Source organism: Hydrobacter penzbergensis (assembly GCF_900106985.1).
Taxonomy (GTDB): domain Bacteria; phylum Bacteroidota; class Bacteroidia; order Chitinophagales; family Chitinophagaceae; genus Sediminibacterium; species Sediminibacterium magnilacihabitans.
In genome coordinates this window covers 1-23,043 of sequence record NZ_FNNO01000008.1, presented here as the reverse complement: position 1 = coordinate 23,043, position 23,043 = coordinate 1, and the positions used below count along the sequence as shown (strand labels likewise).

General features: G+C 40.1%; 21 protein-coding genes. 10 read left to right on the top strand and 11 right to left on the bottom strand.

Going from position 1 to position 23,043, the window contains the following annotated elements:
• Nucleotide 1: 1 nt before the first annotated feature.
• Nucleotides 2–730, bottom strand: coding sequence for a hypothetical protein (locus BLU98_RS09805; RefSeq protein WP_139173879.1), 729 nt, complete (start codon nucleotides 728–730; stop codon nucleotides 2–4).
• 273 nt (nucleotides 731–1,003) lie between these two features.
• On the opposite strand from BLU98_RS09805, the gene BLU98_RS09800 reads away from it, so the two are divergent.
• Together BLU98_RS09800 and BLU98_RS09790 are read left to right on the top strand one after the other, a co-directional pair.
• Nucleotides 1,004–1,378 (top strand): hypothetical protein, encoded by a 375-nt coding sequence (locus tag BLU98_RS09800; RefSeq protein WP_092723857.1) that lies wholly within the window; start codon nucleotides 1,004–1,006, stop codon nucleotides 1,376–1,378.
• A 1,006-nt stretch (nucleotides 1,379–2,384) separates the two neighbouring features.
• Entirely contained in the window at nucleotides 2,385–3,158 is a 774-nt protein-coding gene (locus BLU98_RS09790; RefSeq protein WP_092723855.1) for an NUDIX hydrolase, read from the top strand.
• A gap of 64 nt (nucleotides 3,159–3,222) precedes the next feature.
• Here the strand turns inward: BLU98_RS09790 and BLU98_RS09785 are convergent, their stop codons facing one another.
• The 6 genes from BLU98_RS09785 to BLU98_RS09760 all read right to left on the bottom strand — a co-directional run bounded on the left by BLU98_RS09785 (nucleotide 3,223) and on the right by BLU98_RS09760 (nucleotide 9,420).
• Nucleotides 3,223–3,597 carry a DoxX family protein gene (locus BLU98_RS09785; protein WP_257574872.1) on the bottom strand — a complete coding sequence of 125 codons (375 nt, stop codon included), beginning with the start codon at nucleotides 3,595–3,597 and terminating at the stop codon, nucleotides 3,223–3,225.
• A gap of 37 nt (nucleotides 3,598–3,634) precedes the next feature.
• Entirely contained in the window at nucleotides 3,635–4,678 is a 1,044-nt protein-coding gene (locus BLU98_RS09780; protein ID WP_092723853.1) for a hypothetical protein, read from the bottom strand.
• On the bottom strand, nucleotides 4,675–5,214 hold the full coding sequence (locus tag BLU98_RS09775; protein WP_257574871.1) for a methyltransferase family protein: 540 nt from the start codon (nucleotides 5,212–5,214) through the stop codon (nucleotides 4,675–4,677). The genes BLU98_RS09780 and BLU98_RS09775 overlap by 4 nt, the downstream gene beginning before the upstream one ends.
• A 221-nt stretch (nucleotides 5,215–5,435) precedes the next feature.
• Nucleotides 5,436–6,704 carry a glycosyltransferase gene (locus BLU98_RS09770; protein ID WP_092723851.1) on the bottom strand — a complete coding sequence of 423 codons (1,269 nt, stop codon included), beginning with the start codon at nucleotides 6,702–6,704 and terminating at the stop codon, nucleotides 5,436–5,438.
• A gap of 37 nt (nucleotides 6,705–6,741) precedes the next feature.
• Nucleotides 6,742–8,073 (bottom strand): cytochrome P450, encoded by a 1,332-nt coding sequence (locus tag BLU98_RS09765; RefSeq protein ID WP_092723850.1) that lies wholly within the window; start codon nucleotides 8,071–8,073, stop codon nucleotides 6,742–6,744.
• Between the two features lie 129 nt (nucleotides 8,074–8,202).
• Entirely contained in the window at nucleotides 8,203–9,420 is a 1,218-nt protein-coding gene (locus BLU98_RS09760; protein WP_092723849.1) for a macrolide family glycosyltransferase, read from the bottom strand.
• A gap of 256 nt (nucleotides 9,421–9,676) precedes the next feature.
• Between BLU98_RS09760 and BLU98_RS09755 the strand changes: the two genes are divergently transcribed.
• The 5 genes from BLU98_RS09755 (at nucleotide 9,677) to BLU98_RS09735 (ending at nucleotide 14,325) form a co-directional block, all read left to right on the top strand.
• A complete protein-coding gene (locus tag BLU98_RS09755; RefSeq protein WP_092723848.1) occupies nucleotides 9,677–10,651 on the top strand; it encodes a polyprenyl synthetase family protein in 975 nt (324 codons plus the stop codon).
• A gap of 9 nt (nucleotides 10,652–10,660) precedes the next feature.
• Nucleotides 10,661–12,001 (top strand): cytochrome P450, encoded by a 1,341-nt coding sequence (locus tag BLU98_RS09750; RefSeq protein ID WP_092723847.1) that lies wholly within the window; start codon nucleotides 10,661–10,663, stop codon nucleotides 11,999–12,001.
• A gap of 39 nt (nucleotides 12,002–12,040) precedes the next feature.
• Nucleotides 12,041–12,823 (top strand): sterol desaturase family protein, encoded by a 783-nt coding sequence (locus BLU98_RS09745; RefSeq protein WP_092723846.1) that lies wholly within the window; start codon nucleotides 12,041–12,043, stop codon nucleotides 12,821–12,823.
• A 475-nt stretch (nucleotides 12,824–13,298) separates the two neighbouring features.
• Nucleotides 13,299–13,700 carry a thiol-disulfide oxidoreductase DCC family protein gene (locus BLU98_RS09740; RefSeq protein ID WP_092723845.1) on the top strand — a complete coding sequence of 134 codons (402 nt, stop codon included), beginning with the start codon at nucleotides 13,299–13,301 and terminating at the stop codon, nucleotides 13,698–13,700.
• A 394-nt stretch (nucleotides 13,701–14,094) separates the two neighbouring features.
• Nucleotides 14,095–14,325 (top strand): helix-turn-helix domain-containing protein, encoded by a 231-nt coding sequence (locus BLU98_RS09735; RefSeq protein WP_092723844.1) that lies wholly within the window; start codon nucleotides 14,095–14,097, stop codon nucleotides 14,323–14,325.
• A 69-nt stretch (nucleotides 14,326–14,394) separates the two neighbouring features.
• On the opposite strand, the gene BLU98_RS09730 is transcribed toward BLU98_RS09735, so the two are convergent.
• Nucleotides 14,395–15,339 (bottom strand): M48 family metalloprotease, encoded by a 945-nt coding sequence (locus BLU98_RS09730; RefSeq protein ID WP_092723843.1) that lies wholly within the window; start codon nucleotides 15,337–15,339, stop codon nucleotides 14,395–14,397.
• Between the two features lie 653 nt (nucleotides 15,340–15,992).
• A complete protein-coding gene (locus BLU98_RS09725; protein ID WP_092723842.1) occupies nucleotides 15,993–16,667 on the bottom strand; it encodes an AbiV family abortive infection protein in 675 nt (224 codons plus the stop codon).
• A gap of 123 nt (nucleotides 16,668–16,790) precedes the next feature.
• Between BLU98_RS09725 and BLU98_RS09720 the strand changes: the two genes are divergently transcribed.
• Together BLU98_RS09720 and BLU98_RS09715 are read left to right on the top strand one after the other, a co-directional pair.
• Nucleotides 16,791–17,519, top strand: coding sequence for an ImuA family protein (locus BLU98_RS09720; protein WP_092723841.1), 729 nt, complete (start codon nucleotides 16,791–16,793; stop codon nucleotides 17,517–17,519).
• 9 nt (nucleotides 17,520–17,528) lie between these two features.
• On the top strand, nucleotides 17,529–19,031 hold the full coding sequence (locus tag BLU98_RS09715) for a Y-family DNA polymerase (protein WP_092723840.1): 1,503 nt from the start codon (nucleotides 17,529–17,531) through the stop codon (nucleotides 19,029–19,031).
• Between the two features lie 13 nt (nucleotides 19,032–19,044).
• Here the strand turns inward: BLU98_RS09715 and BLU98_RS09710 are convergent, their stop codons facing one another.
• The gene (locus tag BLU98_RS09710; RefSeq protein ID WP_092723839.1) at nucleotides 19,045–20,181 is read right to left on the bottom strand and encodes a hypothetical protein; all 1,137 of its coding nucleotides are present in this window, start codon (nucleotides 20,179–20,181) and stop codon (nucleotides 19,045–19,047) included.
• Nucleotides 20,178–20,807, bottom strand: a complete 630-nt coding sequence (locus BLU98_RS09705) for an ABC transporter ATP-binding protein (RefSeq protein WP_092723838.1) — start codon at nucleotides 20,805–20,807, stop codon at nucleotides 20,178–20,180. Before BLU98_RS09705 ends, BLU98_RS09710 begins: the two co-directional genes overlap by 4 nt.
• 83 nt (nucleotides 20,808–20,890) lie before the next feature.
• Here BLU98_RS09705 and dnaE point away from each other — a divergent pair, with 83 nt between their 5' ends.
• Nucleotides 20,891–22,978, top strand: a complete 2,088-nt coding sequence (gene dnaE / locus BLU98_RS09700; RefSeq protein WP_257574870.1) for a DNA polymerase III subunit alpha — start codon at nucleotides 20,891–20,893, stop codon at nucleotides 22,976–22,978.
• Nucleotides 22,979–23,043 lie beyond the last annotated feature (65 nt).

Here is a 23,043-nt window from a genome sequence, read left to right as displayed (position 1 = left end):
TTTATGGATTTAGTTCACTTTTGACATTGTCCATTAATTCCCTTGTTTTTTGTTCCGCCCCTTGGTTGCCCGGCGTTTCCCATTCCTTATCACCATTACGATTCATTCTGGATACAAACTGAATGCGATAATATTGCGACTTCCCTCTTTTGTAGCTGTATGATAACCTAAAAGACGCTTCAAAATTGTATTTGACATCCTTCCCTACCGAAACATAGTTGCAGCTATACGAGATCACCGACGTCGACTCATCTACACTCCGAACGTAACCACGTCGGAAATATTTACTCATAACGCCGGAGATCTTTTTTTCAAAATCCGATGGGTTGTTTATCCTGCCCTCCAAGTAAGTATCGGGAAATCGATCGGGCATCTCAAATGCGGCAGGATTCATTATTTCCGTAACGTCGCGGATTGGAAATGATGCCAGAAAATTCGTAGGCCTATAAAAATTAATAGCAGAACGATCGTAAAGCTTTATTTCAGGTTTTAAAGTCATGAATTGTATAGTAGTGTTGGCCTTGAACTTGCCATACTCAGGAACGAATAATGTAGTGGTATCTTGTGGTTCGCCTATTCTCAGGGATATAATAAATACAGCACTGTCTTTACCTCCGATGATTGCCTTTTTTCGGATAGCAGTAAAGGAAACAGGATTAATCTGGGCATATGTGGCAATGCAAGAAACCAACATCGCCAATATGCAACAGGTTTTTTTTAATTGTGACATAAAATATCTAAATGACAATGTGATTGTACATCATCAAAACAATCTGAACCTCTCGTTATGATAGTTTTGGCACCTCAAGTTATGTTTTTTAGTGCTGATAATTGTCTTTTATTCGGTGTATCTTGTTTCTAGGAATGGTAAGGCTGATGACAGCGAAATAATCATTTTCTGGTCAGGCCTCTTTATGACCATTGCCTGGGCAGTCTTTATTATATGGCCCTTCAACCACCTTGACCACGCAAAACCGGTCTTCAAGCCGTACATCTTCCCATTGTGTTTGCTTTATATGGAGGGCTCTGTTATGCCATTATTGTTGGCGGGCTTTTCCGCAGCGTCAGGTTGGTGTTGATGTTTCTGCCATTAGCGCTGCTGACAGGCCTGTTTTTTGGTCTCTCCTATGCACTGCTGATCAGGTGGGACAAACTGGTTGGAGTACTCGCTCATCGGCCGTTGGTGAAAGTCATCTTCTTTTTATCGCCGTCCATGATCCTCGTCTTCTTCATGTGGCTCCTACCTATGGTTATGCCAGCGCAGGTATTTCGAAACGTGCCGGACGAGATCCGGAGCAAAATAGTAGCCCGAATCATTCCCAAATACAAGGCGGGTGACCGCATCGACCCATTAAAAGAGCCCTGCCCGGCTATTTAGACAACATCCAGGGCGGCTCCGGCAACGTGTCTGCAACCATGGAGAATTTCGCTTTCGTGCTGCAGGTGAATTGCGACAAAATCATCAGGCTGGAGTACGAAAGGCAATCTTCGGAAATAGACATGACAATATATCGCAAACTGCAAGAGCAACCCTGCCCATAAATCTAGATTACTTCCAGTCCGGATCTTACTGAAGATTTACACTTGGTTTATTTTGTGATCCACTTAACAACGAAAAGCTGGCAAGTTCCGCTGCAAAATCTTTCCTGATCAATATTGTTAATTACACCGGGGGTCTAGAAAGATTAGTCGCCCCTGATTGCTACATACAGTTCCTCTTGAAATTTCCACTTAATATAACCCTCAATACCTCGCTCATAAAAGGATGGATTTCTTTGGTGAGGCCTCGGTTATCGACATATACTTTTGCGAACACTTCAAAGGCGCAGTCCTTGTAGGTCCATTGTTGGATATGACTAATATATGCTTCAATAAGTTCAAAGAAGTTTAGTTTATCGTTCACCGAAATCTGCTTGTCAATTGTGTGTTCCACGTTATTAAATAATTTTTTTGCAACATCAAAATCAACTACACAATACAGTGAACCTCTGACAAATTCAGCATTATTCAGAAAGCGGCCGTTGTAGGCTTCCCTATTCCGCTTGCTCCGTGACAAAATCCTGGGTCGTCAACTTTTGTTGCACTATTTTCCGTTCTTTGAGAGGTTATCAGTGCGTATTAATTACCTGATATTCAAGTGTTTCATTATTTACCTGGCGCTTCAGCGCGGTGACAATCTGCATCTCCGTAAATCTTGTCTTTTTCATTTTCAGTTTAAAATTAGACGTTTATCCCTAATTCTAAACTGCTTGTGATTTACGGATACTTACACCTGGATATGGAATTTATTCGTTGCATTTTATTGGTTTCTGGCAAGAGAAACATTTAGTATTTTGTAGCGAAGTTTTTTCTTCCGAGAAATTCAATCGCTTATTTGTTTTACTATGCGGGCATTAAAAAGCATTCGTGAGTTTATTGAAGAAGGTGGCAAACTGTTCCATCCCGGCATTTCGCTGGATTGTGTGATCTTTGGTTTTCACGACAACCAATTAAAAGTATTGTTGCTCAAAATGGAGCATACCGATGATTGGGCTCTGCCGGGAGGATTTGTGTATAAGGAGGAAGATCTGGAAGCTGCTGCAACAAGAGTTTTACAGGAACGCACCGGCATCAACAACATTTTCCTGCAACAATTCCATGTCTTTGGTAACCCATCAAGGTCTGATCGTGAATACCAATCGAACTGGCTGAGAAAATGGAATATACCCGCCGGAAAGGGCAGTTGGCTATTGAATCGTTTCGTTACAGTAGGTTTTTATGCACTGGTAGAATTTTCGCACGTTACTCCCACTCCCGATAATATATCCGTTGCCAGCGAATGGCATCACCTCCATAACATAGATAACCTGTTTATGGATCACAGGAAAATTTTAGACACGGCATTGGAAACGCTGCGATGGCAATTGAACCACCAGCCCATTGGTTATAATCTGTTACCCGATAAGTTTACAATGCCTGAGCTGCTAACCTTGTACGAAACCATCTTAGGTAAAAAGCTGGATCGGAGAAATTTTCGGCGGCGCATGAATAGTTATGGCATATTACGCAAGCTGAAGGAAAAACGGAAAGGCTGCGCACACAAAGCACCTTATCTGTATTCTTTTGATCTCCGTAAATACCAGAAAGCGTTACAGGAAGGATTACAAGGCAGATGGTAATAAGTTCGACCACAAAAACGCTTTAGTTTCTTACCGACTTCGACATCTATATCCTACAAAGAATTCATCTTTGCGATCCTTTCAAATGATAATGATAAGAAATATAGGAAGTAGTTAATAGCATAGTTGCTATTATTGGCATCATTACTATCCAAAATGCATCCTTAGAGACAATATGAGAAATCAATCCACTTAATAACTCAAAACTAAAACCAGCATAGCACCATTCTCGTAGTTTAGGCATTTTTGGAATCAGAAATAGAATAACCCCAATTATTTTACACCATCCTATCCATTCAATGAAGTAGGGAGGATACCCGAGATGTTTTGCGTACTCAATTACTGCGCGATTGCCAGAGGCATCATAATATCCTGCAATAACCATTAAAAAAAGAATAATTGTTGTGCTACTATAATATGTGATTTTTGTCGCGCTCACTACATTTATGCTTTTTTTGAATGAATTGCGGCAAAGGCTATTGTAATATAATAATTAACTCTTTTCCACTGATCACATTCATCTGTGTCAAGATATCTTCCAAGTTAAAGCAGCTATTTATCGATTGGAACCCAGTCTTAATCCTTTTTGTTTTCAAGCATTCTACACATGCTGCGACAAAAAATCCCGCTGCTGAGAATGCATCATTAACACTCAACGTATGAAAAGATCCCTCATTCAAACGAAGAGACATACACAAATCAGTCCTTGTTTTTTTGAAGGCCCTCCCCCTAATTAAATAAAACCATCTTTCCAACATGACCTGTGACCATTTAGTTCGAGGCATCCAATTGAAGCAGCTAGATGTCCAGGATATCCACCGCGGTTTTACAGACAGAAAAGTCTCTATGTTTGGAATGTTGTAAAACTTTCTTATATACAGAAGGTCCGGTAAAAAGGCTCTGAATCCCTTTGCCCGCTCACCTTGCCACTCCATCCAATACCCGCTTCCGATCGGCGGACCCATTCTTTCCTCATTATTCTCAATCCAAAGCGATGGTTCCAAAATTGTAGACGCCATTAGATGGCACATCGCTCTCCCTGCCCCAGACAAAATTTTATATCGTATACCCAGCCTTAAATGCGTGATATCCAATCGTCTTTCAAGGAAATGCTTATAAAATAGATTACTCAGCCCTGGAAAGATACCGGCGCTGTGAATGAATAGCCCTCCTGTAGGAGAAGAATTGAGTGCACTCCATTCAGGCATTTCCTGCCAGGCAAGAAGGCGTGCAATGTCTACCGGATCAGCGGTTGTTTCGATAAATACTCTGTTTGAGGATAATATCGACCTGATGCAGGTAAGATACTGTTCATCAGAAGGGATAGGGGCTGCGTTGATTATAACATCAAATGAAACAATTTTTTGTAGGAAATCTGTATTACTCCATTGGATAGGAATAATATTTTTTCCAATCACGCTATGTGATCCGATCCATACATCGTTTGCTGGATTCCGGCTAATCGCCTTTGTTATTTCATTACCGAAGTAACCTCTCCCTCCCAACAATAGTATTTTCATTTTTTGCTTTTAAGAATGATAGTCGCTTTTCTCCAGAATAACTTCTTAGGCCAGAAAGCCCCCACTTTTTTTTGATATAACATGTACTCCTGCCCATATATGTCAATCAACCTGGTTTCTTCCAAATATTTGTATATTGGTATAAACGCAGTATTGATCAACGGGAAAAGAAAACATTCCAGATTACTAAACACCATACTCAATCCAACCGAACCAATCAAACTGCCCATATAAAGTGGATGGCGTATCAGGCCATAAATAGAGTGAGCAACAAGTTTCTTCCGGTTATTCGTTGAATAATCATTTTCAAAAGCTGCGCCACTTATGCCGATTACTCTAAAACTCTCAATGATGATATATAGTCCCATCAATCCAGTGCATATTCCGCAACTGAGCTGAATAAAATTAGTGGCAAAAGGAATTTTATAATAAAAGCTATACAAAACGGGAAAAGACATCATGGTAAAAAAGAAAGAGACGCCTGGAATTACCTGTGTAAAGACTATAATACCGAAAGAATCTTTCAGGTTGAGCATACAAAGCAACTTGGCCACTTTATCGAAGATAACACTATGCCAGAAATACCAAGAAATCCAACCCAATAGCTGGATCAGTATCCAATTTATATGCAGGTACCTGACCACCAATATAATAGCAAATGTATATGTTATGACGCAAAAAGATACCAGCAACAGGATTAGCAGAATTCGGCCAATATTAAAGAAACTCATAAATATATGGTTAGAGTCTGATCTAATTATTTCAGTTCGGCAGCTTTAATTTCAATAATATCAGCAGCTGCAACTACTCCGTTTTCATAATATAATTTTCGGTATAACGAATCAGCATTTTGATGATAAGAAGGTGTCGAAATAACTTTTTTCAAAGATGACTTGAGTTTGCTAACAGAAATTTTATGTCTATAGCATATCTCTGAAACACCTAGTTTTTTTAGCCTGTATGCATTATCAGGTTGGTCGTGGCTGTATGGCACAACTACCGAGGGAACTCCTGAATGCAACAAATGAGCAGTCGTGCCAATTCCTCCATGATGGACGACTGCACTTGAGAATGGGAAAACTTTGGAATAAGGCAAATAATCAAAACAAAATACGTCCTCATCATTTTGAAAGACAGGAGTATTCTCAGGAGGATATCCGGTAAGCAGGATAGCTCGCAGTTTTAACTCACGTGCCACTTCAAGACTATAGTGATAAAATGAATCTGGATTAAGAACAGCCGCAGTCCCTAGGGTAAAAACGACAGGTTTACGCTTATTATCAAGGATATGTCTTATTGCCTCCTCTTTTTCATCGGTAATCGGTTCTTCATATCTTGGGAATCCTGTTATGATGGTTTGGGGAGGCCAGTCAGGCTGTCTTTTGGCGAAAGCAGAGGAGAAAAGAGCCAACACTGCATGTGGTGAATGCATCCCTTCGAATAGCGGATTTCCATTTCTAGATAATCCGAGTTCTTCCCTTAAAACATACGCTGCTTCGATCCATTCCCTTGTCGCAAACTTCGCCATTCTGACAATGAGCCTATTTACTCTCGGACCAAAATGTTTCCAGTAAATCAAGAATGGTGCATTAGGGATGACTGACGGATCATAGCTAGACCAAAAATTATTGGGAGACAAAACAGCCGAAACCCATGGCACCTCCAGTTTTTCAGCCACAAGAGAACTAGCAAAACAAAGTGTATGCGTCAGTAGCAAATCTGCTCCCCTTGCAACCTTGCTTAGATCATCATAAGTATCTCTTAAATTTCCGAACAAAATATCTTTTATCACGTGCTGGGTTCCCTTTGTTAAATCCATGGATATACGTGCCAGTTCTTTATCTTCATAATCAATATTGGGCCTTATGCCTGCAAATTCGATACCCATGTTCTTCACATAACGCTCATAAGTTGGGCTTGTTGCAATAATTACCCGATGATTCCTGGATTGTAATTCTTTAGCAATTGCCAGATATGGATGCAGGTCTCCTTTAGTTCCAATAGTTGAAATCACTATCCGTGCCATAAATTATTCGTTACATTTTGTTATACATAAGATCGCGTTAAGCCAGGTTTTTCAATCGTATACAAATATGCTTATTGGGGTTTAACGTAAACAATGGCTTGGGGTAAATCGGACTTTGGTCAGCTAGCTCAATCCTATATTTTAACAAAAAAGAACACAGAATGATTTTCATTTCTGTCATTGCAAAATGCACCCCAAGGCATCCTCTAGGGCCAGCACCAAAGGGCATGAATTTAAATTTATTGATTCCACTATAATCAAACTTCTCGAATCGCTCCGGCATGAATTCATGTGGGTTGCTCCAAAATTCCGGATGCCTGTGAAGACCATAGAGATTAATTACGACATTCTTTCCTGCTGGAACATAGTAATCCCCTAAATAATCCTCATTAATGGCTGTTCGGGCAAAAAGATACGCAGGAGGATACATACGCAAACTTTCATGGATCACACATGTAAGATAAGTTAATTTATTTAGCTTTTCATAAGTAAGATCCTGTGCATCCCTTACAATACTGGTTAACTCGTCTCTGCAGGCATCCTGAACATGCTTATTCTTGGACAACTCAAAAAATGTCCATGCCAACGCTAGCGTAGTTGTTTCATGACCTGCAACAATAAGAGTTAGTACTTCATCTCTTATTTGTTTGAAGGACATTTTCTCATTCGTATCTTCGTATTTTAGTTCCATCAATAACTCCAATAAATCATTCTTTATCCCCATATTGGCATTTCGTTCCTCAATAAAGCTGTCGATAGTTGCATGCACATTCTTCAATGCTTTGTCAAGTTTCTTGAAGATTGGGATGTCGAGTATCCATTCAGGATAATTAATAGGCATCCTTAACAAGGAGTGCCCATGTTTTTGACAATTCTCAAGCTCCTGTCTCAACTTTCTGACACGATCCTGTGTATCCATTCCAAAAAATGATTTTCCAACGATGTTGACAGTAAGAATTGCCATTTCAGTATTCAGATCTATTACCATTCTGTCACCAAATGATTTGATGAGTGTTTGCGTTTCCATCAGCATTACTTCCCATGCATAACCCATGCTCTTCTGATGAAATGAAGGTTGGATAATCCGGCGATGTTTTAACCAATCGTCACCATTATTTGTTAGTAGCCCATTCCCAAGTAAAAAACGTATAAATCCATATTTCCCTCCCTTTTCATAGTTTTTATGATTTTCTTGTAACACATGCTTCATAAAAAAAGGATTATGAATCACATAGGCCGAAAACCACAATAGGCTGGAAGAAAATATGTCTGGATATAACCTTTGGTTGACTTTATAAAATGGCATTGGGTTTACAACTGCTGTCAAAGCAGTACGAAGGGAGGCCTTACCAGGTAATTTAGGAGACATATAGTAACTCACCAATTATTTTATTAAATGGCATAATAAATATATATCATCTCTGGTAGTATATAAAATATTTTTATCTACATTGGTAGGTTATATAAATCTATCTATATTTCCCTATATTTGAAGGTTTCAGACAGATAAAGCTAAAATCGCAGAAGCCGCTTTAGAATGACCACCTGAACTTTCTAGAGATATAGCCAATTGTTCTATGTTAGAACGTAGCTCTGCATTATGTAATAGTACGTTCACCGATTTGCGAAGATATTCCGGACTAAGCTTTCCTTTTTTCAGCAAAATTGCAGCCTTAAACTTGACCAATCTTCTGGCAATCACTACTCTGTCGCCAACCTGCGGATACATCAACATTGGCACCCTGCTAATTAATGCTTCAGTTGTACTATTCATTCCACAATGACTGATAAATACAGATGCTCGTTTCAGTACCTCCATTTGTGGGACAATGTTCTTTATGATAAAATTGTCAGGTATCGGTCCCAAATCTCCGACGCTCATTCCATTTCCAATAGATACTATAACAGTAAAAGCCGTATTTTTAAATGCTTTAATGAATTGTTGGAAAAATGCAGGCTTCTTATTAATTACTGTGCCCATTGAAACATAAATAATTGAGCTATTATTAGTCCGTAGCTTGTTGTTTAGTTCTTTCCTGAAATCCAGATTCTCCTCCATTTCGATCAAAGATGCCCCAACAAAGAGATACGAGTCGTCAAATACTTGGTTTTTAATTTGAAATATCCTAGACGTAAATACTATCTTCAGATTACTTGGGAGCATAATCACATCTAATATATTACTCCCTATATATGCATACTTTTCATTGATTAATTTCAGCATCCGGTTAAATTGTTTCAATGCTTTGACACCTGGAAAAGCTTTTCGAATTCCACCAGAAATAACAATAAAAGGAATAGCAAGTTTTGGGAAAAACGATTGATGTAAAGCAAAAGTTGGGATGAGACAAACGGATGGTACACTCAAACATTTGCTTAGTACATAACCCCAAAAGCAAAATGAATCAAATACTATAGATGCAGGTGGGTCGTCTTTCAATCGTGGCAAAAGATAAGGGACTACTTCTAATGTTGTTTCAGCTAAAAAAGCACACATGGTTGGGAAATCAGGTTCTATCAACTTATTAGGATTCTCCTGTTTTGTCGGCAGTTCATAAAATGTTGCCCCAAACAGTTCGATCTTGGTCTCTATTGCTTCGTCCCGGAAACAATAGAATCTTATTTCCACACCTTTACTAGTCAACTCCTTAATGATAGGTAAAGAAGGGTTCAGATGTCCCGCAAATGGCATGTTGAAGAAAAGGATATAGCTCATAATTTCAGATTCAAAAGTTAATAAATATTAACCCAATAACCTAATCGATACGTATCCATTTCTGGAAAGGAATCTTTATAAACATATATAGCGATCTATGTTAATTCGGCTTTGGGTTTTGCTAATTTTTTTAGACATACAATATGGGTCTGTCTCCCAAAAACTCTTTTGTGATATAAAGAAAAAAAAAATAAATAATCAAATAATATTTTTATTTTAGATGACACGCCTTACCTTACCATTAACATTCTCCTGTATGAGCGAACCACTGCATCCCATCCGTTCATTGATTTCGGAAGACCTTATCAATTTTGAAAAGTTGTTCAACGATGCTATCCAAAGTAGGAACAAGTTGATGAATCTAGTAATGAATTATATTATTAAAAGGAAAGGCAAACAGATGCGCCCCTTATTTGTCTACCTATCAGCCGCTGTCTTTGGGAAAATCAATCCCTCAACACACAGAGGAGCCGTATTAATCGAGTTATTACATAATGCTACTTTGATTCACGATGATGTAGTGGATGAGGCGAATTATCGACGTGGTTTCCTTACACTAAATTCGATATGGCAAAATAAGGTATCTGTTTTGGTTGGCGATTATTTATTAGCTAAAGGTCTGCTGCTATCAATTGACAACAATGATTTCGCATTATTGAAGATTGTATCACAGGCAGTACAAGAAATGAGTGAAGGGGAGTTGTTACAACTGGAAAAATCCAAAAAATTAAATATTACGGAAAATATATATTTCCAGATTATCCGCCAGAAAACCGCAATCTTAATAGCTTCTTGCTGTGCTATTGGTGCACACACAGCCGGATCTTCGGAAGAACATGTAAGAAAAGCTAAATTATTTGGAGAAAAGATTGGAATTGCTTTCCAATTAAAAGACGACCTATTGGATTTCAGCCGTTCTCATACCGGAAAACCAACAGGCATTGACCTTCAAAGCAAGAACTTATCGCTTCCACTAATTCATTCCTTGGATAAAGCTGACGCCTTTACGCGGCTTAGGATGTATAACCTAATCAGGAAAAAAAATAAAACACATCGCCAAATAACTCAATTGATCGAGTTTTCAGAAAGAATGGGAGGCATTCAATATACGGAAAAGAAGATGAAGGAATTTCTAAATGAAGCTAAGGAAATACTCAATTCATTCCGTCCGTCTCTATACAGGGACGCACTGGATAAATTAATCGCTAATGTAACTACAAGAACCTATTGAAATCACATTATGTTAGATATTCCTTCATTAAAAGAACCTTTTTTAGTGGGAAGTACTTTTAAGTTCCTAAAGGCCCCCCTTGAATTCTGCAATAAATTAGTTCGACAAGACGAAGGGATCGTTACATGTCGCATAGGAAGCAGTCGTGTCGTTGTTATTTTAAATCCAGACTATATTAAATATGTGTTGCAAGATAATCACACCAATTACAAACGAACTGGTACACATAAGATAATAAGCAACTTTCTTGGAAATGGATTACTGACCAGTGAAGGGGAATTCTGGAAACGGCAGAGAAAATTAATCCAGCCGGCTTTTCACTGGGATTATCTTAAACAAATGTCCATTATTATGAGGGAAGAGTCCATCAACTTTATGGACCGATTGAGAAAAAATGAAACAGTATTGCAAGAACGCCCCGTTCTCTTTTCTACAGAATTAATGAACACAACATTCCAAATCGTTCTACGAACACTTATAGGAGGAGAAAAGAGCAGGAGTTATGATGAAGTAGCCGGTTCTCTGGATAAGGTTATGACTTTTTTTTACTATTACACCCAGCAATGGATTAAGTTTCCCATATGGTTTCCTATTCCTTCGCATTACAGATACAGGAAGGCCAAGAAAAAACTGGATAAATGGATATACGAAATCATATCAGATCAAAAAGAAAAACTGTCTTCTTCTGGCAGTTTGCTCAGCCTTCTTTTGAACGTCCGTGATGAAGAAACAGGTGAGGGTATGTCAGACCAGCAGATACATGATGAAATACTTACTCTGGTCATGGCAGGGCATGAAACCACAGCCAATGCACTTAACTGGACAATCTGGCTTCTTGCTGAGAATCAGGACAAACAAGATAAACTTCGAAGAGAGATTATTGATACTTGGGACAAAAGCCAGGATATTCCTTCACTGGAAGGTCCAGAATATCTTAAACATGTTATCAATGAATCTTTACGGCTATATCCACCTGCATGGATATTCGGAAGACAGGCAATTTCTGGAGATAATATCGACGGCTATATCGTTCCGCCAAAAAGTTACATAATCATCAGTCCCTATATTTTACAACGTCATCCGAAATATTGGGAGAATCCGGACGAATTCATACCAGATCGTTTTGAAAACTCAACAAAGAAGTATCATAAATATGCGTTTATTCCGTTTGGCGCAGGTCCTCACTTCTGCATTGGACACCGGTTTGCAATGATTGAAATGCAGATATTACTAATGGTGTTACTCAAGCACTTTCGATTCATTCCCTCCAAAAATACTGTTATCCCCGACCCTTTTGGTACGTTGAAACCCAAAGGAGGGCTATTTATTAAAATCAGGCCATTAAGCTAATAAGAACTCTTACCCCGATCATTTTTTAAATGTCGTTATATGAGGCTGAACATTAACTTATCAGAAATGATTCGATATTTCGAAGGAGCTTTCTTCAGAGGTCTTATCGGGATATTACCACTTGTAACATTGTTTTACCTCATTTTCTGGGTCTTATTAAAAAAACGGTTAAGCCGCAGACGTATCCAGCATCGAGTTAGAAACTACAAAAAACGTATTAGATATGAACTTGTTAATACAATAATCGTCATACTTATGTTTTCTTTGGCGGATCTTATTCTCTATCTTTTTTCACAAAAAGGGTGGATAAAAGCTTATTTGCATTTCAATGAACGCCCTTTCGGGTATTGGTTATTCAGCATATGCTTCTTATTCGTTTTTCATGATGCTTGGTTTTACTGGACACACCGTTTGCTCCACAACCCATTTTTATTCCGACGTATTCATTATATACATCATTACAGCAACGACCCAAATCCATTTTCGTCATTCTCAATGCATCCAGCAGAAGCTATTGTATTGAATGGATGGGTATTTGTAACTGCCTTACTGATACCAATTCACTTTTTAACCTTTGCCGTTTTTCAAGTTGTCAGTACAATTTTGAATATTGTCGGACATTTAGGATATGAAGTTTATCCTAAAGGGTTTTTGGATAGCTGGTTCTTTTGGAAAACAACATCTACTCATCATAATTTGCATCATTCGACTTCCAACAGTAATTACGGGCTGAATTTTACTTGGTGGGATAAATGGATGAGAACGGAAGCAAAAAATTACAAAGATCTTTTTAGAAAAATAACAGAGGAAGCAACCAAATAAGGATTTAAATAATTTAATAACTTTATTTTAAAAGTACCGTTACAATCGGTGCCATCTATATGAATATAAAGATCCGAGGGATGATTCCCTGCCGGTAGTATTCGTCAGTAATGAACGGTATTCCACAACATCAAAAAAGGCTCTGCGATGGCCTCCTAAAAGGTAATTATCCCGAAGAGTTGTGATTATACGGACACTCAAAGCACGGGAACTAGATAGAGGATATTAGTAACTATGCTTAGGCAAATAAGCACATAAATATTTTGTATGTATAATTTCCTTTAATAATCAGATAAATGTAGGCTCCACCTTTGAGTGTGCAGGCCGCGATGTATTTTAAATTCAAAATGGAAGGAGTTCATATCAACAAGAATTACTATCCCCTTAGATTCTAAAGAAACATAATTTGAAGTTCCAAAATGTCTATAACGAAATGCTAAATTGTTTTTATGTCATAAAGTTAAATTAATTCATTATGTGTTTTAAGATAATTTTGTTTGATGGTGATTGTAATTTTTGTGACTCTGCTGTCAACTTTGTTATTGACAATGATCCAAAATTTATATTTCGGTTCGCTTCACTTCAATCTGATATTGGCAAGGAGATATTAAAAAGCAAAAACATCTCTATTGCTGTACTTGATACAATATATCTCATTACTGATGAGAGAGTATATACAAGGTCAGATGCGATCATTGAGATAGGAAAAAACATCGAATGGATATGGCCCTTTGCATATGCGCTAAAAGTAGCACCTAAATCCCTGAGAGATTTTATGTACAGCTTTTTTGCTAAAAAAAGGTATAGATTTTTTGGAAACAAAAATAAGTGTCGCTTATTAACTGAAGAATTGAAAAAGAGGTTTTTAGATTTATGAAAGAAAGACCGAATTATATAGGACGGCATTTTATGTTCAAAATTCAACAGTTTTCGAAATCCCAAAGGTTCTTTTTTATAGACCACCATGGCCTTCTTCGCCAGAGCAAAAGTCTCAGCACCGATCTCTGGAGAGACCTCGCCTGCCTCGTCCACCATGAGTAGATCAATAAAATCAAGCAACGACATATCAAAAGCCAATTTCCAGTTCTCTCCTGCCACAAATTGGACTACCGAAACCGTGAGCTTCCATAGCATGCTTATCCGGCGCGGGAAACGAAGTATTGTAACAACTCCGTCATTTGTTACTTTCCGTCGTATTCGTAAAAACTTACCCACGAGCGATTGATCGGAACAATCACTTGACCTACATTGGTCTGGCATAAATAACGAAAATGGAAAAAGACAAAATTGATCTTTACGTGATTGAGAAAGTCAAAAAGAGAAGACTCGAACTGGGCGTGTCCCAAGCGGGCCTTGCCGATGCGCTGGGCATGTCAGTCGGTTTTATAGGGAAAATCGAAAGCCCCAACTACCCTACTCATTACAACCTCAAGCACCTGAACGACATCGCAAAAGTGCTGAAATGCAGCCCACAGGATTTCTTCCCGAAAAGGCCGTTATGACGTTAGCAACCATTATTTCGCCAATTACTCTTGTGGCAAACTCTTTCGTTGTAAGTAATCCTTCTGTTCTTAGTAATTTATTATATCCCCATTTGGATGAAGTATATGGGTACATGAAATTACGTCACTATTATGAACTCTGTGGCTACACTGTCCAATATCTCCATAGGGATGACAAGGAATAGGTCCGTATGGTCCGGGGCAAGCATGCGAACAAGGATAAACGTCACCATTCGGATGAAGAATATGTGAACATGGTATTATGTCTCCATTTGGGTGAACTAAATGTGTGCATGGTACGACCCTTGTTCTCTGCGGTTGCTGCTGTTGAGGATTAGTTGTGCCACTACCCAAACCACCACCAGTTGTTAAAATTCTGTCACCTCGAACATACGATAATCCTGTCATATAAGCACTGCTGGCTGAACTGTTTCTAACTTGAAAACCGGCAAGCATTGCGGCTACTCTTTCTTCTGGTGTTCCATGATGATCTGGCGCCCAGAAATCATAATCGCCAATTGAATATAAATCATTTGCAAACGCATTAATTCCGTTCTGAGGAAAACCTTGTGTTCCAATAAAATAACCAGCCATAAAATCCGCATGCAGTTCTTTAAGTTTTGTAACACTATAGTAAGTTCCTTTTTTTATTTGTATTACATGTGCACATTCATGAGCTAGAATTCCAGCAACAGCAAACTCACCTCTTTCAATGTTCCATAATCGTTGCACTAGCATATTTCGTCCAAAAGCAACTAATCCATCGTAATTTTGATCATCACTACGTTTTGCATATGCGTTTGGAGATTGTCCATCATCATAAATAAATAGATTTACAGAAATGTTGAACAAATTTTCTAAAGTAGTTTTTGAGATATTGAATTTCTGGTCTAACTGATAATTTCCGGTAGACTTAAAAAGTGTCCCAAGTGACCCAAAGCTAGTAACATAACATTGACTAAATAGCCTCGAAGTGGGCAAAAACAGAAATACAAGAAGTATTAATTTTTTCATAATTATTACGTTTATGTTTATGATCTAATTTAAATCGAGCACAACTGAAGAAGGAACTGTCCATTTAAACGAAAAACAGTTAATTTTTTCCAAAGGTTGCGACATGGGTGTAACCTCGAATATTTTTTTTTCTTGTTCAAGTTAATATTGGATGACATAACAACTATATACCGCTTAACATGATTGCAAATTAATGTCCTATAATATCGATCTCTTCCTGTTTTCTATTCCTGCCCATTCTTTGACGCCGGATGCCGAAACTAAGACAACAAGAAATTGCTTCATACGATTTGCCGTTAATTTTGGCACATCAATAAAACAGGGAATCATCACAGTTTTTGTACACACATAGAAATAGCTAGTTTATACCAAACGGCAATGGAGTACTGTTAGATATAAAACACGTACGTTTTAATGATTCAATAAATGAGGGGAGAAGACCAAGGTAAAAACAATTGTCTGAAAATACAATAGTCGGAAAATATTTTAATCAATAACCGACATCACTACCTACTTGTGTATCGACCACTTAATTGTTAGCCAATACCACCCGTTATTGGCTACAGAACAATTTTATAGGCTCATAGAGGTGGAGTTAGTACGGAACGATAACCCGACCTATGCCAGAAGCTTGTTGAGAGTTGCCTGATCCGTCAAAGCCATTTGGGAATTGCCTGATTCAGAATGTCTGGTATATCATCGCTCCAAAGTATGCGCTTGTATTCATTCAATTGTTGTTCATCCGCTCTCAATAAGACCACGACGATAGTTCGTAGATCAAATAAAAAACGGTCAACATGTTTTTTAGCTTCCAGGTAATGCTGCTTGGAAAACACTGATGGCAATAATACCTTGTTTTCATAATCAACATAAAAACAGTGTTGTTTATGATCGTCTGCTGCCTTCCACCATGAATGATTATCTAAACTCTCTAGGAAGCCTTTTGCGACACCACTAAAGACGTTCATCCAATGACTTGGGCTGCTTTCCCCTTGCTTTTTTGATGGTATATCAAACAGTGTCCTGACTGCCATCCAAATAGAATAAAAATCGCTGATGATGATATGTCGCGCAGAATGGTTATAAAATAACTTGTTGTATTTTTTCATAGCCCTGAGTGAAAAACCTTTGCTTTCTAAAAGCAAAACGACTGCTTTAATAAACTCTTCAGAACCTAAGATTAGATGTGCAATGGCATTAGCATACTCCTCATGTTTTTCCAACAAGCGGGCTACCCGTAAATGGGTTGCTGCATTATTTCTTACATGGTAATATACAACACCGCATTCGACAGCAGTAAGATTAGCAAACGTTATCATTGGTTTCATACAACACAAAATAGCAACTTTCAACCATTATAATTAATTGATAATCAATATATCAATTGGACTGTTTTTATTTTACTAATTTTTTTAGTAAAATTGCTCTGAATCAGTTAGCCGACCGCAATTATGCTTACCAAAAAAGCAGATAAGTTTTCGCAACTGCGAAACGACATACTCATTCGACAGGGTCTGAAAAAAGCCGCTGGTACCGTTTCTATGGATATGGAGCTTGGAGCCATCAATGACTCATTTCCCGATGGGTGTTTTCCCTTATCTGCTGTTCATGAATTCTGTTGTGTGAGTGCAGAAGACAAAACCGTCACAACGGGTTTTATAGCAAGACTTCTGTCTTCCTTAATGAAACGAGGCGGCATCACGCTCTGGTTGAGTCCTGCCCGCATGCTCTTCCCTCCTGCCTTTACCACCTTTGGTATAGAGCCCGACAAGATCATCTTTATAAACCTGTCACGAGAAAAAGATCTCTGCTGGATGATGGAAGAAGCACTGAAATGTGAAGGCCTTGCTGCAGTCGTGAGCGAAATACGCAACCTCGATTTCACTGCTTCCAGAAGATTGCAACTGGCAGTGGAACAAAGCAAAGTAACCGGATTGGTGATTCGGCAAACAACGTGGCTGAATACTACCGCTTCTGTTTCCAGGTGGAAAATCACCAACCTGCCAAGCCAAACTCCGGAGGGCTTGCCGGGCATGGGCTTCCCCAGATGGAATGTTGAATTGTTGAAAATTAGAAACGGCCGCCCGGGAAGTTGGCAGTTGGAATGGAATCAAAATGGGTTCCGCGAAATACCCAAAGAACAGCTACCAGCTCACGAACTGCAAAGAGAAGCCAGTTAACCAGCAGCCATGAACAAACGTTTTGTATCGATAGGATTTCGCTACCTGAAAAGCGATTGGGCGACCATTCGAAAAAAAGAATTGGGCAGCATTCCTTTTGTACTCACGGCCGTTGATCATGGACGCAAAGTAATTGTAGCTGCAAACCCTTTGGCCCATGCAGGGGGCATTCGTCCCGGTATGGTACTGGCCGATGCTAAAATTCTGGTGCGTAATCTGGAAGTATTGTACGATGATCCGGCGATTGCGGAGAAAGTCTTGTCAAGACTGGCAAACTGGTGCATTCGTTTCACGCCTGCTGTTATGCTCGACGAGCCAGATGGTTTATTGCTGGACGCAACGGGCTGCGCACATCTCTGGGGCGGAGAAGAAAAATATTTAGGAGATATCCTGGCCCGTTTACGCGGATTCGGATTTCAGGTACACGGAGCCATGGCAGACACCATCGGCGGAGCCTGGGCTGCGGCTCGTTTTGCGAAATCACCTGTAGTCGTCCCACCAGGCGAACAAATAAGTGCATTACTGCCGCTTCCCGCTGCTGCGCTTCGTTTAGATGAATACACCTGCGAACGCCTGCATAAATTAGGCCTTCGCCAGATCAAAGATTTCGTCGGTATGCCGCGCAGCAGTCTGCGAAGAAGATTTGGCGACGACTGCATCCGCAAAATTAACTATGCGCTGGGCCATGAAGCAGAAATCCGTCCACTTGTTTTTTCTCCCGAACCTTGGCAGGAAAGACTGTCCTGCCTGGAGCCCATCCTGACATTGACAGGCATTGAAATCGCTTTAGAAAAATTACTGGATGCACTTTGTTCTCGTCTGTGCCGTGAGGGCAAAGGCTTACGTATAGCCACCTTCAAAGGCTATCGCATCGACGGCAAAATGGTGTCCGTAAGTATTGGCACCAACAGGCCATCTCACAACGAAACGCACCTGTTCAAACTCATCTCTCTTAAATTCGAAAACTTCGAGCCGGGTCCCGGCATTGAACTCTTTACCCTTGATGCGCCGAAAGTGGAAGATGCAATTGCAGCCCAGTCTGGGTTATGGAACAGCACTTCTGGTTTGCAGGATCCCAAATTAGCAGAACTGCTGGACAGGTTAACCACCCGGTTCGGCGAAGGCCATTTTCATCGTTACCTGCCGGATGAACACTACTGGCCGGAAAGATCCGTGAAAAAAGCCTTGTCACTTACAGAGAAACCAACCACTCCCTGGACGCTAGACCGGCCACGTCCTTTATACTTACTTCCGCAACCTGAACCGATAACAGTAACCGCTCCTATTCCCGACTACCCGCCGATGAATTTCAGGTACAAAGGAAAGTTGCACAAAGTGATCAAAGCCGATGGACCTGAGCGGATTGAGCAGGAATGGTGGTTGCAGACGGGTGAGCACCGCGATTACTACTGCGTGGAAGACGAAAAAGGTCACCGCTATTGGGTATTTCGTTTGGGTCACTACCAGATTAACGGTCAGGTCACCTGGTTTCTCCACGGGTATTTTGCATAACAGCCCTCATATTTTAATTGACTTCCTTGTAGTTGTATCCAATAATTTCAAACTTGTAATAGCCCACAAAAAATGTGGCTACTGCTACTAAGAAAAAGGATACATACAAAAAAACGAACCCAAATGTGACAAGGAGTAGGCATTCAATAAAAAAGATTGCGAATAATATGGCAATGTATTCCTTGACTTTAAAATTTTGTATAAACGTGATACTGTTCATCAACAGCAATAAAGAAAAACCGCTGAAAATAAAGTTGGCCGCTTCCGTATATTGTAGGTATTGGGGTGTTAGAATCGAAGCAGTGATTATCTCTGGAATTAACAGACCAAAGTACAGTCCTAAATATTGCAAAAGCCTGCTCAATAAAGACAGAGGAAGCCCCTTCCAGAAACTTAAATAAGTTTCTTCAAATACGCGTATCCGAAAAACCAAAACCCCATTTGCTAGTATACCCAAACTATAAAACAAAAAAAGCATACTCATATCTCGGTCAGTTGTATTATTGTTTCTAGCGATTAAGTAAAGTATTCCGCAGGTAAAGGCTTTTGCTCCCAACCAGATATTAATTTGCGTATTAATAACGAACCGATATAAAATAGAGCTGTAAAAAGAGGGTACTTTTTTTCCAACCCGCATAAAATACGGCACCTTCCATCTTTTGTTCAAGTTATCTAAACGATAAATATGCCAGGCCGCAGCGATCAGACAAAGAAACAATAAATAAACATTAGTTATAATAACCGGTATCAATAAGCCCTGCTCTAATCCTACAAAAGAGAAAAAAATATCGTACAGCCATATTGGCATTAACAACAAAACATCGGCCATAAAAAACAGAAAAAAGCGACGACGATGTGAAAGCTGATTATAGACCTGAAGAAATGAATAATGAGGGTTGGTATAGGCACTGGAAACATACACAACATATCTTCGAACATATAAAAACCAAATCAGGAAAACTATTGACAAAATAGTGTTGCTCTTTAACATGCTTACAGCCAGAGAATGATGATATTCGTACAATCCTGCGCCGTCTACCTTACTCACAATACATAGCATTATGGTAAAAATAAAAACAAATACTCCCGCATTTTCCTTATAGTAAGTTTTTACATACGTCTTAAACAATATTGTAAAGAGCGGACTCATTCAAAAGCAAGATTTTGATCGCGAATACAAAGTCTGGTCCCAGGATCGTATGCCGCACTATGCAGGTCTTGGTGTGAGCTGATAAAAAAATTCGTATTAAAGTTTTGACATCTTTCTGCAAATAAAGACAATGTCAAACGACACGAAACAGCATCCAGGGTAATGAATGGTTCATCTAAAATAATCCAACTGGGATTGCCAATAAGAGCTAGAACCAAAGATAATTTTTTAATCATTCCTGCCGAATAAGTTCCAACAGTATCATTAATAAAGCTATTCATAGCATAAAGCTCAAGTAAAGGGTTGACCTCTTTAGGCTGTACCTTACGAACAGAGTAGTAAAAATGTATTAGCTCAATTCCGGTTAAAAATCTGGGAAACAATGGTTCTGTTTCTGCCAAGCTTATTCTCTGCCGATAGGTAACAGGCTGTTTTTTTAGACTGATTCCGTCAATCTTGACATCTCCTTCAAAAGGCAATAAACCTGCTATCATCTTAAACAAGGTTGTTTTGCCAGATCCATTAACTCCTTCAAGCCAATAAACACCCCCTTCAAGTTTGATGTACGGTATGTTTAATAACAACTCAGAATGGAAGCCCTTCTTAATATTCAAGATTTCAAGCATGCATGAATATATATAAGTCCATAGAACGGAATACCTAAAATAGGATTATTAACATAGCTTTTAACTAGAATTTAGTTAGTAAAATGCTAATAATTTTAGTATTTTCGAGGGTGGTTTATACAGAATTACAAGTCACAACCAATTTCAGCTTCCTTCGCGGTGCCTCACACCCGCACGAGCTAATGGAGCAAGCGGCAAGCCTGGGTTATACTTCAATTGCTATCACTGACCGCAATACGCTCGCAGGTATCGTGCGGGCCTATAGTGCTGCAAAGAAAAATGGTATTCGTCTGATCGTTGGCTGCAGGTTAGATCTGGTCGATGGCCCAAGCCTCCTAGCCTATCCTGTGAATCGAAAAGGATATGCTGCACTCTGCACCCTACTCAGCACAGGCAACCTGCGCACCGAAAAAGGCAAATGCGAACTGTACAAAGCGGACGTTTTTACGCATGCCACAGACATGAAGTTCATCGCCATTCCCCCTTCTACCCTTACCCGTTCTTTTGAGTTAGATCCAACATTTCGTGAAGCCTTGACAGAATACCACGAGCATCTTGGCAACAATTTATACTTGGCCGCTACACGAAATTACCGAGGCGATGACAGCAAGTATTTATACCGGCTGCATGAATTATCCATGTTGCTGGACGTGCCAATGATTGCGACCAACGACGTTCATTACCACGACCAGCAGCGTCGGCAGTTGCAGGACATCGTTACCTGTGTACGCGAAAAGTGCACGATCGAAAACGCTGGTTTCAAATTGCACTCGAATGCTGAGCGCTATTTAAAAGACGCAGCGGAAATGAACCGCATCTTCCGTGCACATCCGGATGCCACCCAGCGAACACAAGAAATTGCAGACGCTTGTAAGTTCTCTTTGGATGAACTCCGTTATGAATTTCCGGATGAAATCGTTTCCGATGGCCGCACGCCACAAGAGCAACTCACTGCACTCGCCTGGCAAGGCGCACACGAACGCTATGGTGATGGGTTGCCGGAAAAGATCAGTGCGAACATTCGCTATGAACTCGCGTTCATAGAAAAAATGAATTATGCTCCTTTCTTTCTCGTAGTAGACGACGCTGTTCGGGAAGCGCGAAGACGAAACATTCTATGCCAGGGTCGTGGTTCCGCAGCCAACTCGACCGTTTGCTATTGCCTGGGGATTACTTCGGTGGATCCTACCAAGCACGACCTGCTCTTTGAACGCTTCATTTCAGATGCCCGCAATGAGCCGCCCGATATTGATGTGGATTTTGAACACGAGCGCCGCGAAGAGATCATCCAGTACATTTATGAAAAGTATGGCCGCGATCGCGCCGGTATCGTGGCCACCGTCACTGAGTTGCATTACAAGGGCGCCGTCCGGGACGTGGGCAAAGCCATGGGCCTTTCCGTCGATACGATTGATGCACTCGCTGATGGCCAACTGACCGACCCGCACCTGAAAAAAACACTGGAACTCACAGAGCAGTTCATTTCTTTTCCTCGCCAGTTAGGACAACACACAGGTGGCTTCGTGATCACCCGTGGCAAGCTGCACGAATTGTGTCCCATCCTCAACGCAAGGATGGAAGACCGCACCTGTATCGAATGGAACAAAGACGACATCGATGCGCTGGGTTTTCTCAAAGTAGATATATTAGCCCTGGGCATGTTGACCTGTGTCCGCAAAGCTTTTGATTTGTGCAGAGCGCACCACGATTTGGAGTTGACACTTGCCACCGTACCCCAGGACGATCCCAAAGTCTACGACATGATCTGCGAAGCGGACACCATCGGTGTCTTTCAAATTGAAAGCCGTGCACAACAATCTATGCTGCCACGTTTACGCCCCCGCACTTTCTACGACCTGGTAATCGAAGTAGCAATCGTACGCCCCGGCCCCATCCAAGGAGACATGGTGCATCCCTACCTGCGCCGCCGCAACGGCCAGGAAAAAGTGGAATACCCTTCACCTGCTCTCGAAGAAATTTTAAAGCGAACCCTCGGTGTCCCCCTGTTCCAGGAACAGGCCATGAAGATCGCGATCGTCGCAGCCGGTTTCACGCCCGCCAAAGCAGATGAACTCCGCCGTGCCATGGCTACTTTCAAGTCAACCGGTCAGGTAACCAAATTCAGGAACAAACTCATCAAATATAATGTACCCTTAAAAAAGGGCAGGTAGTTAAGAATGAATTTTTCATCCTAAATTACCGAATATGACAAAGAAAACCAGGCGCAAGTTCAGCG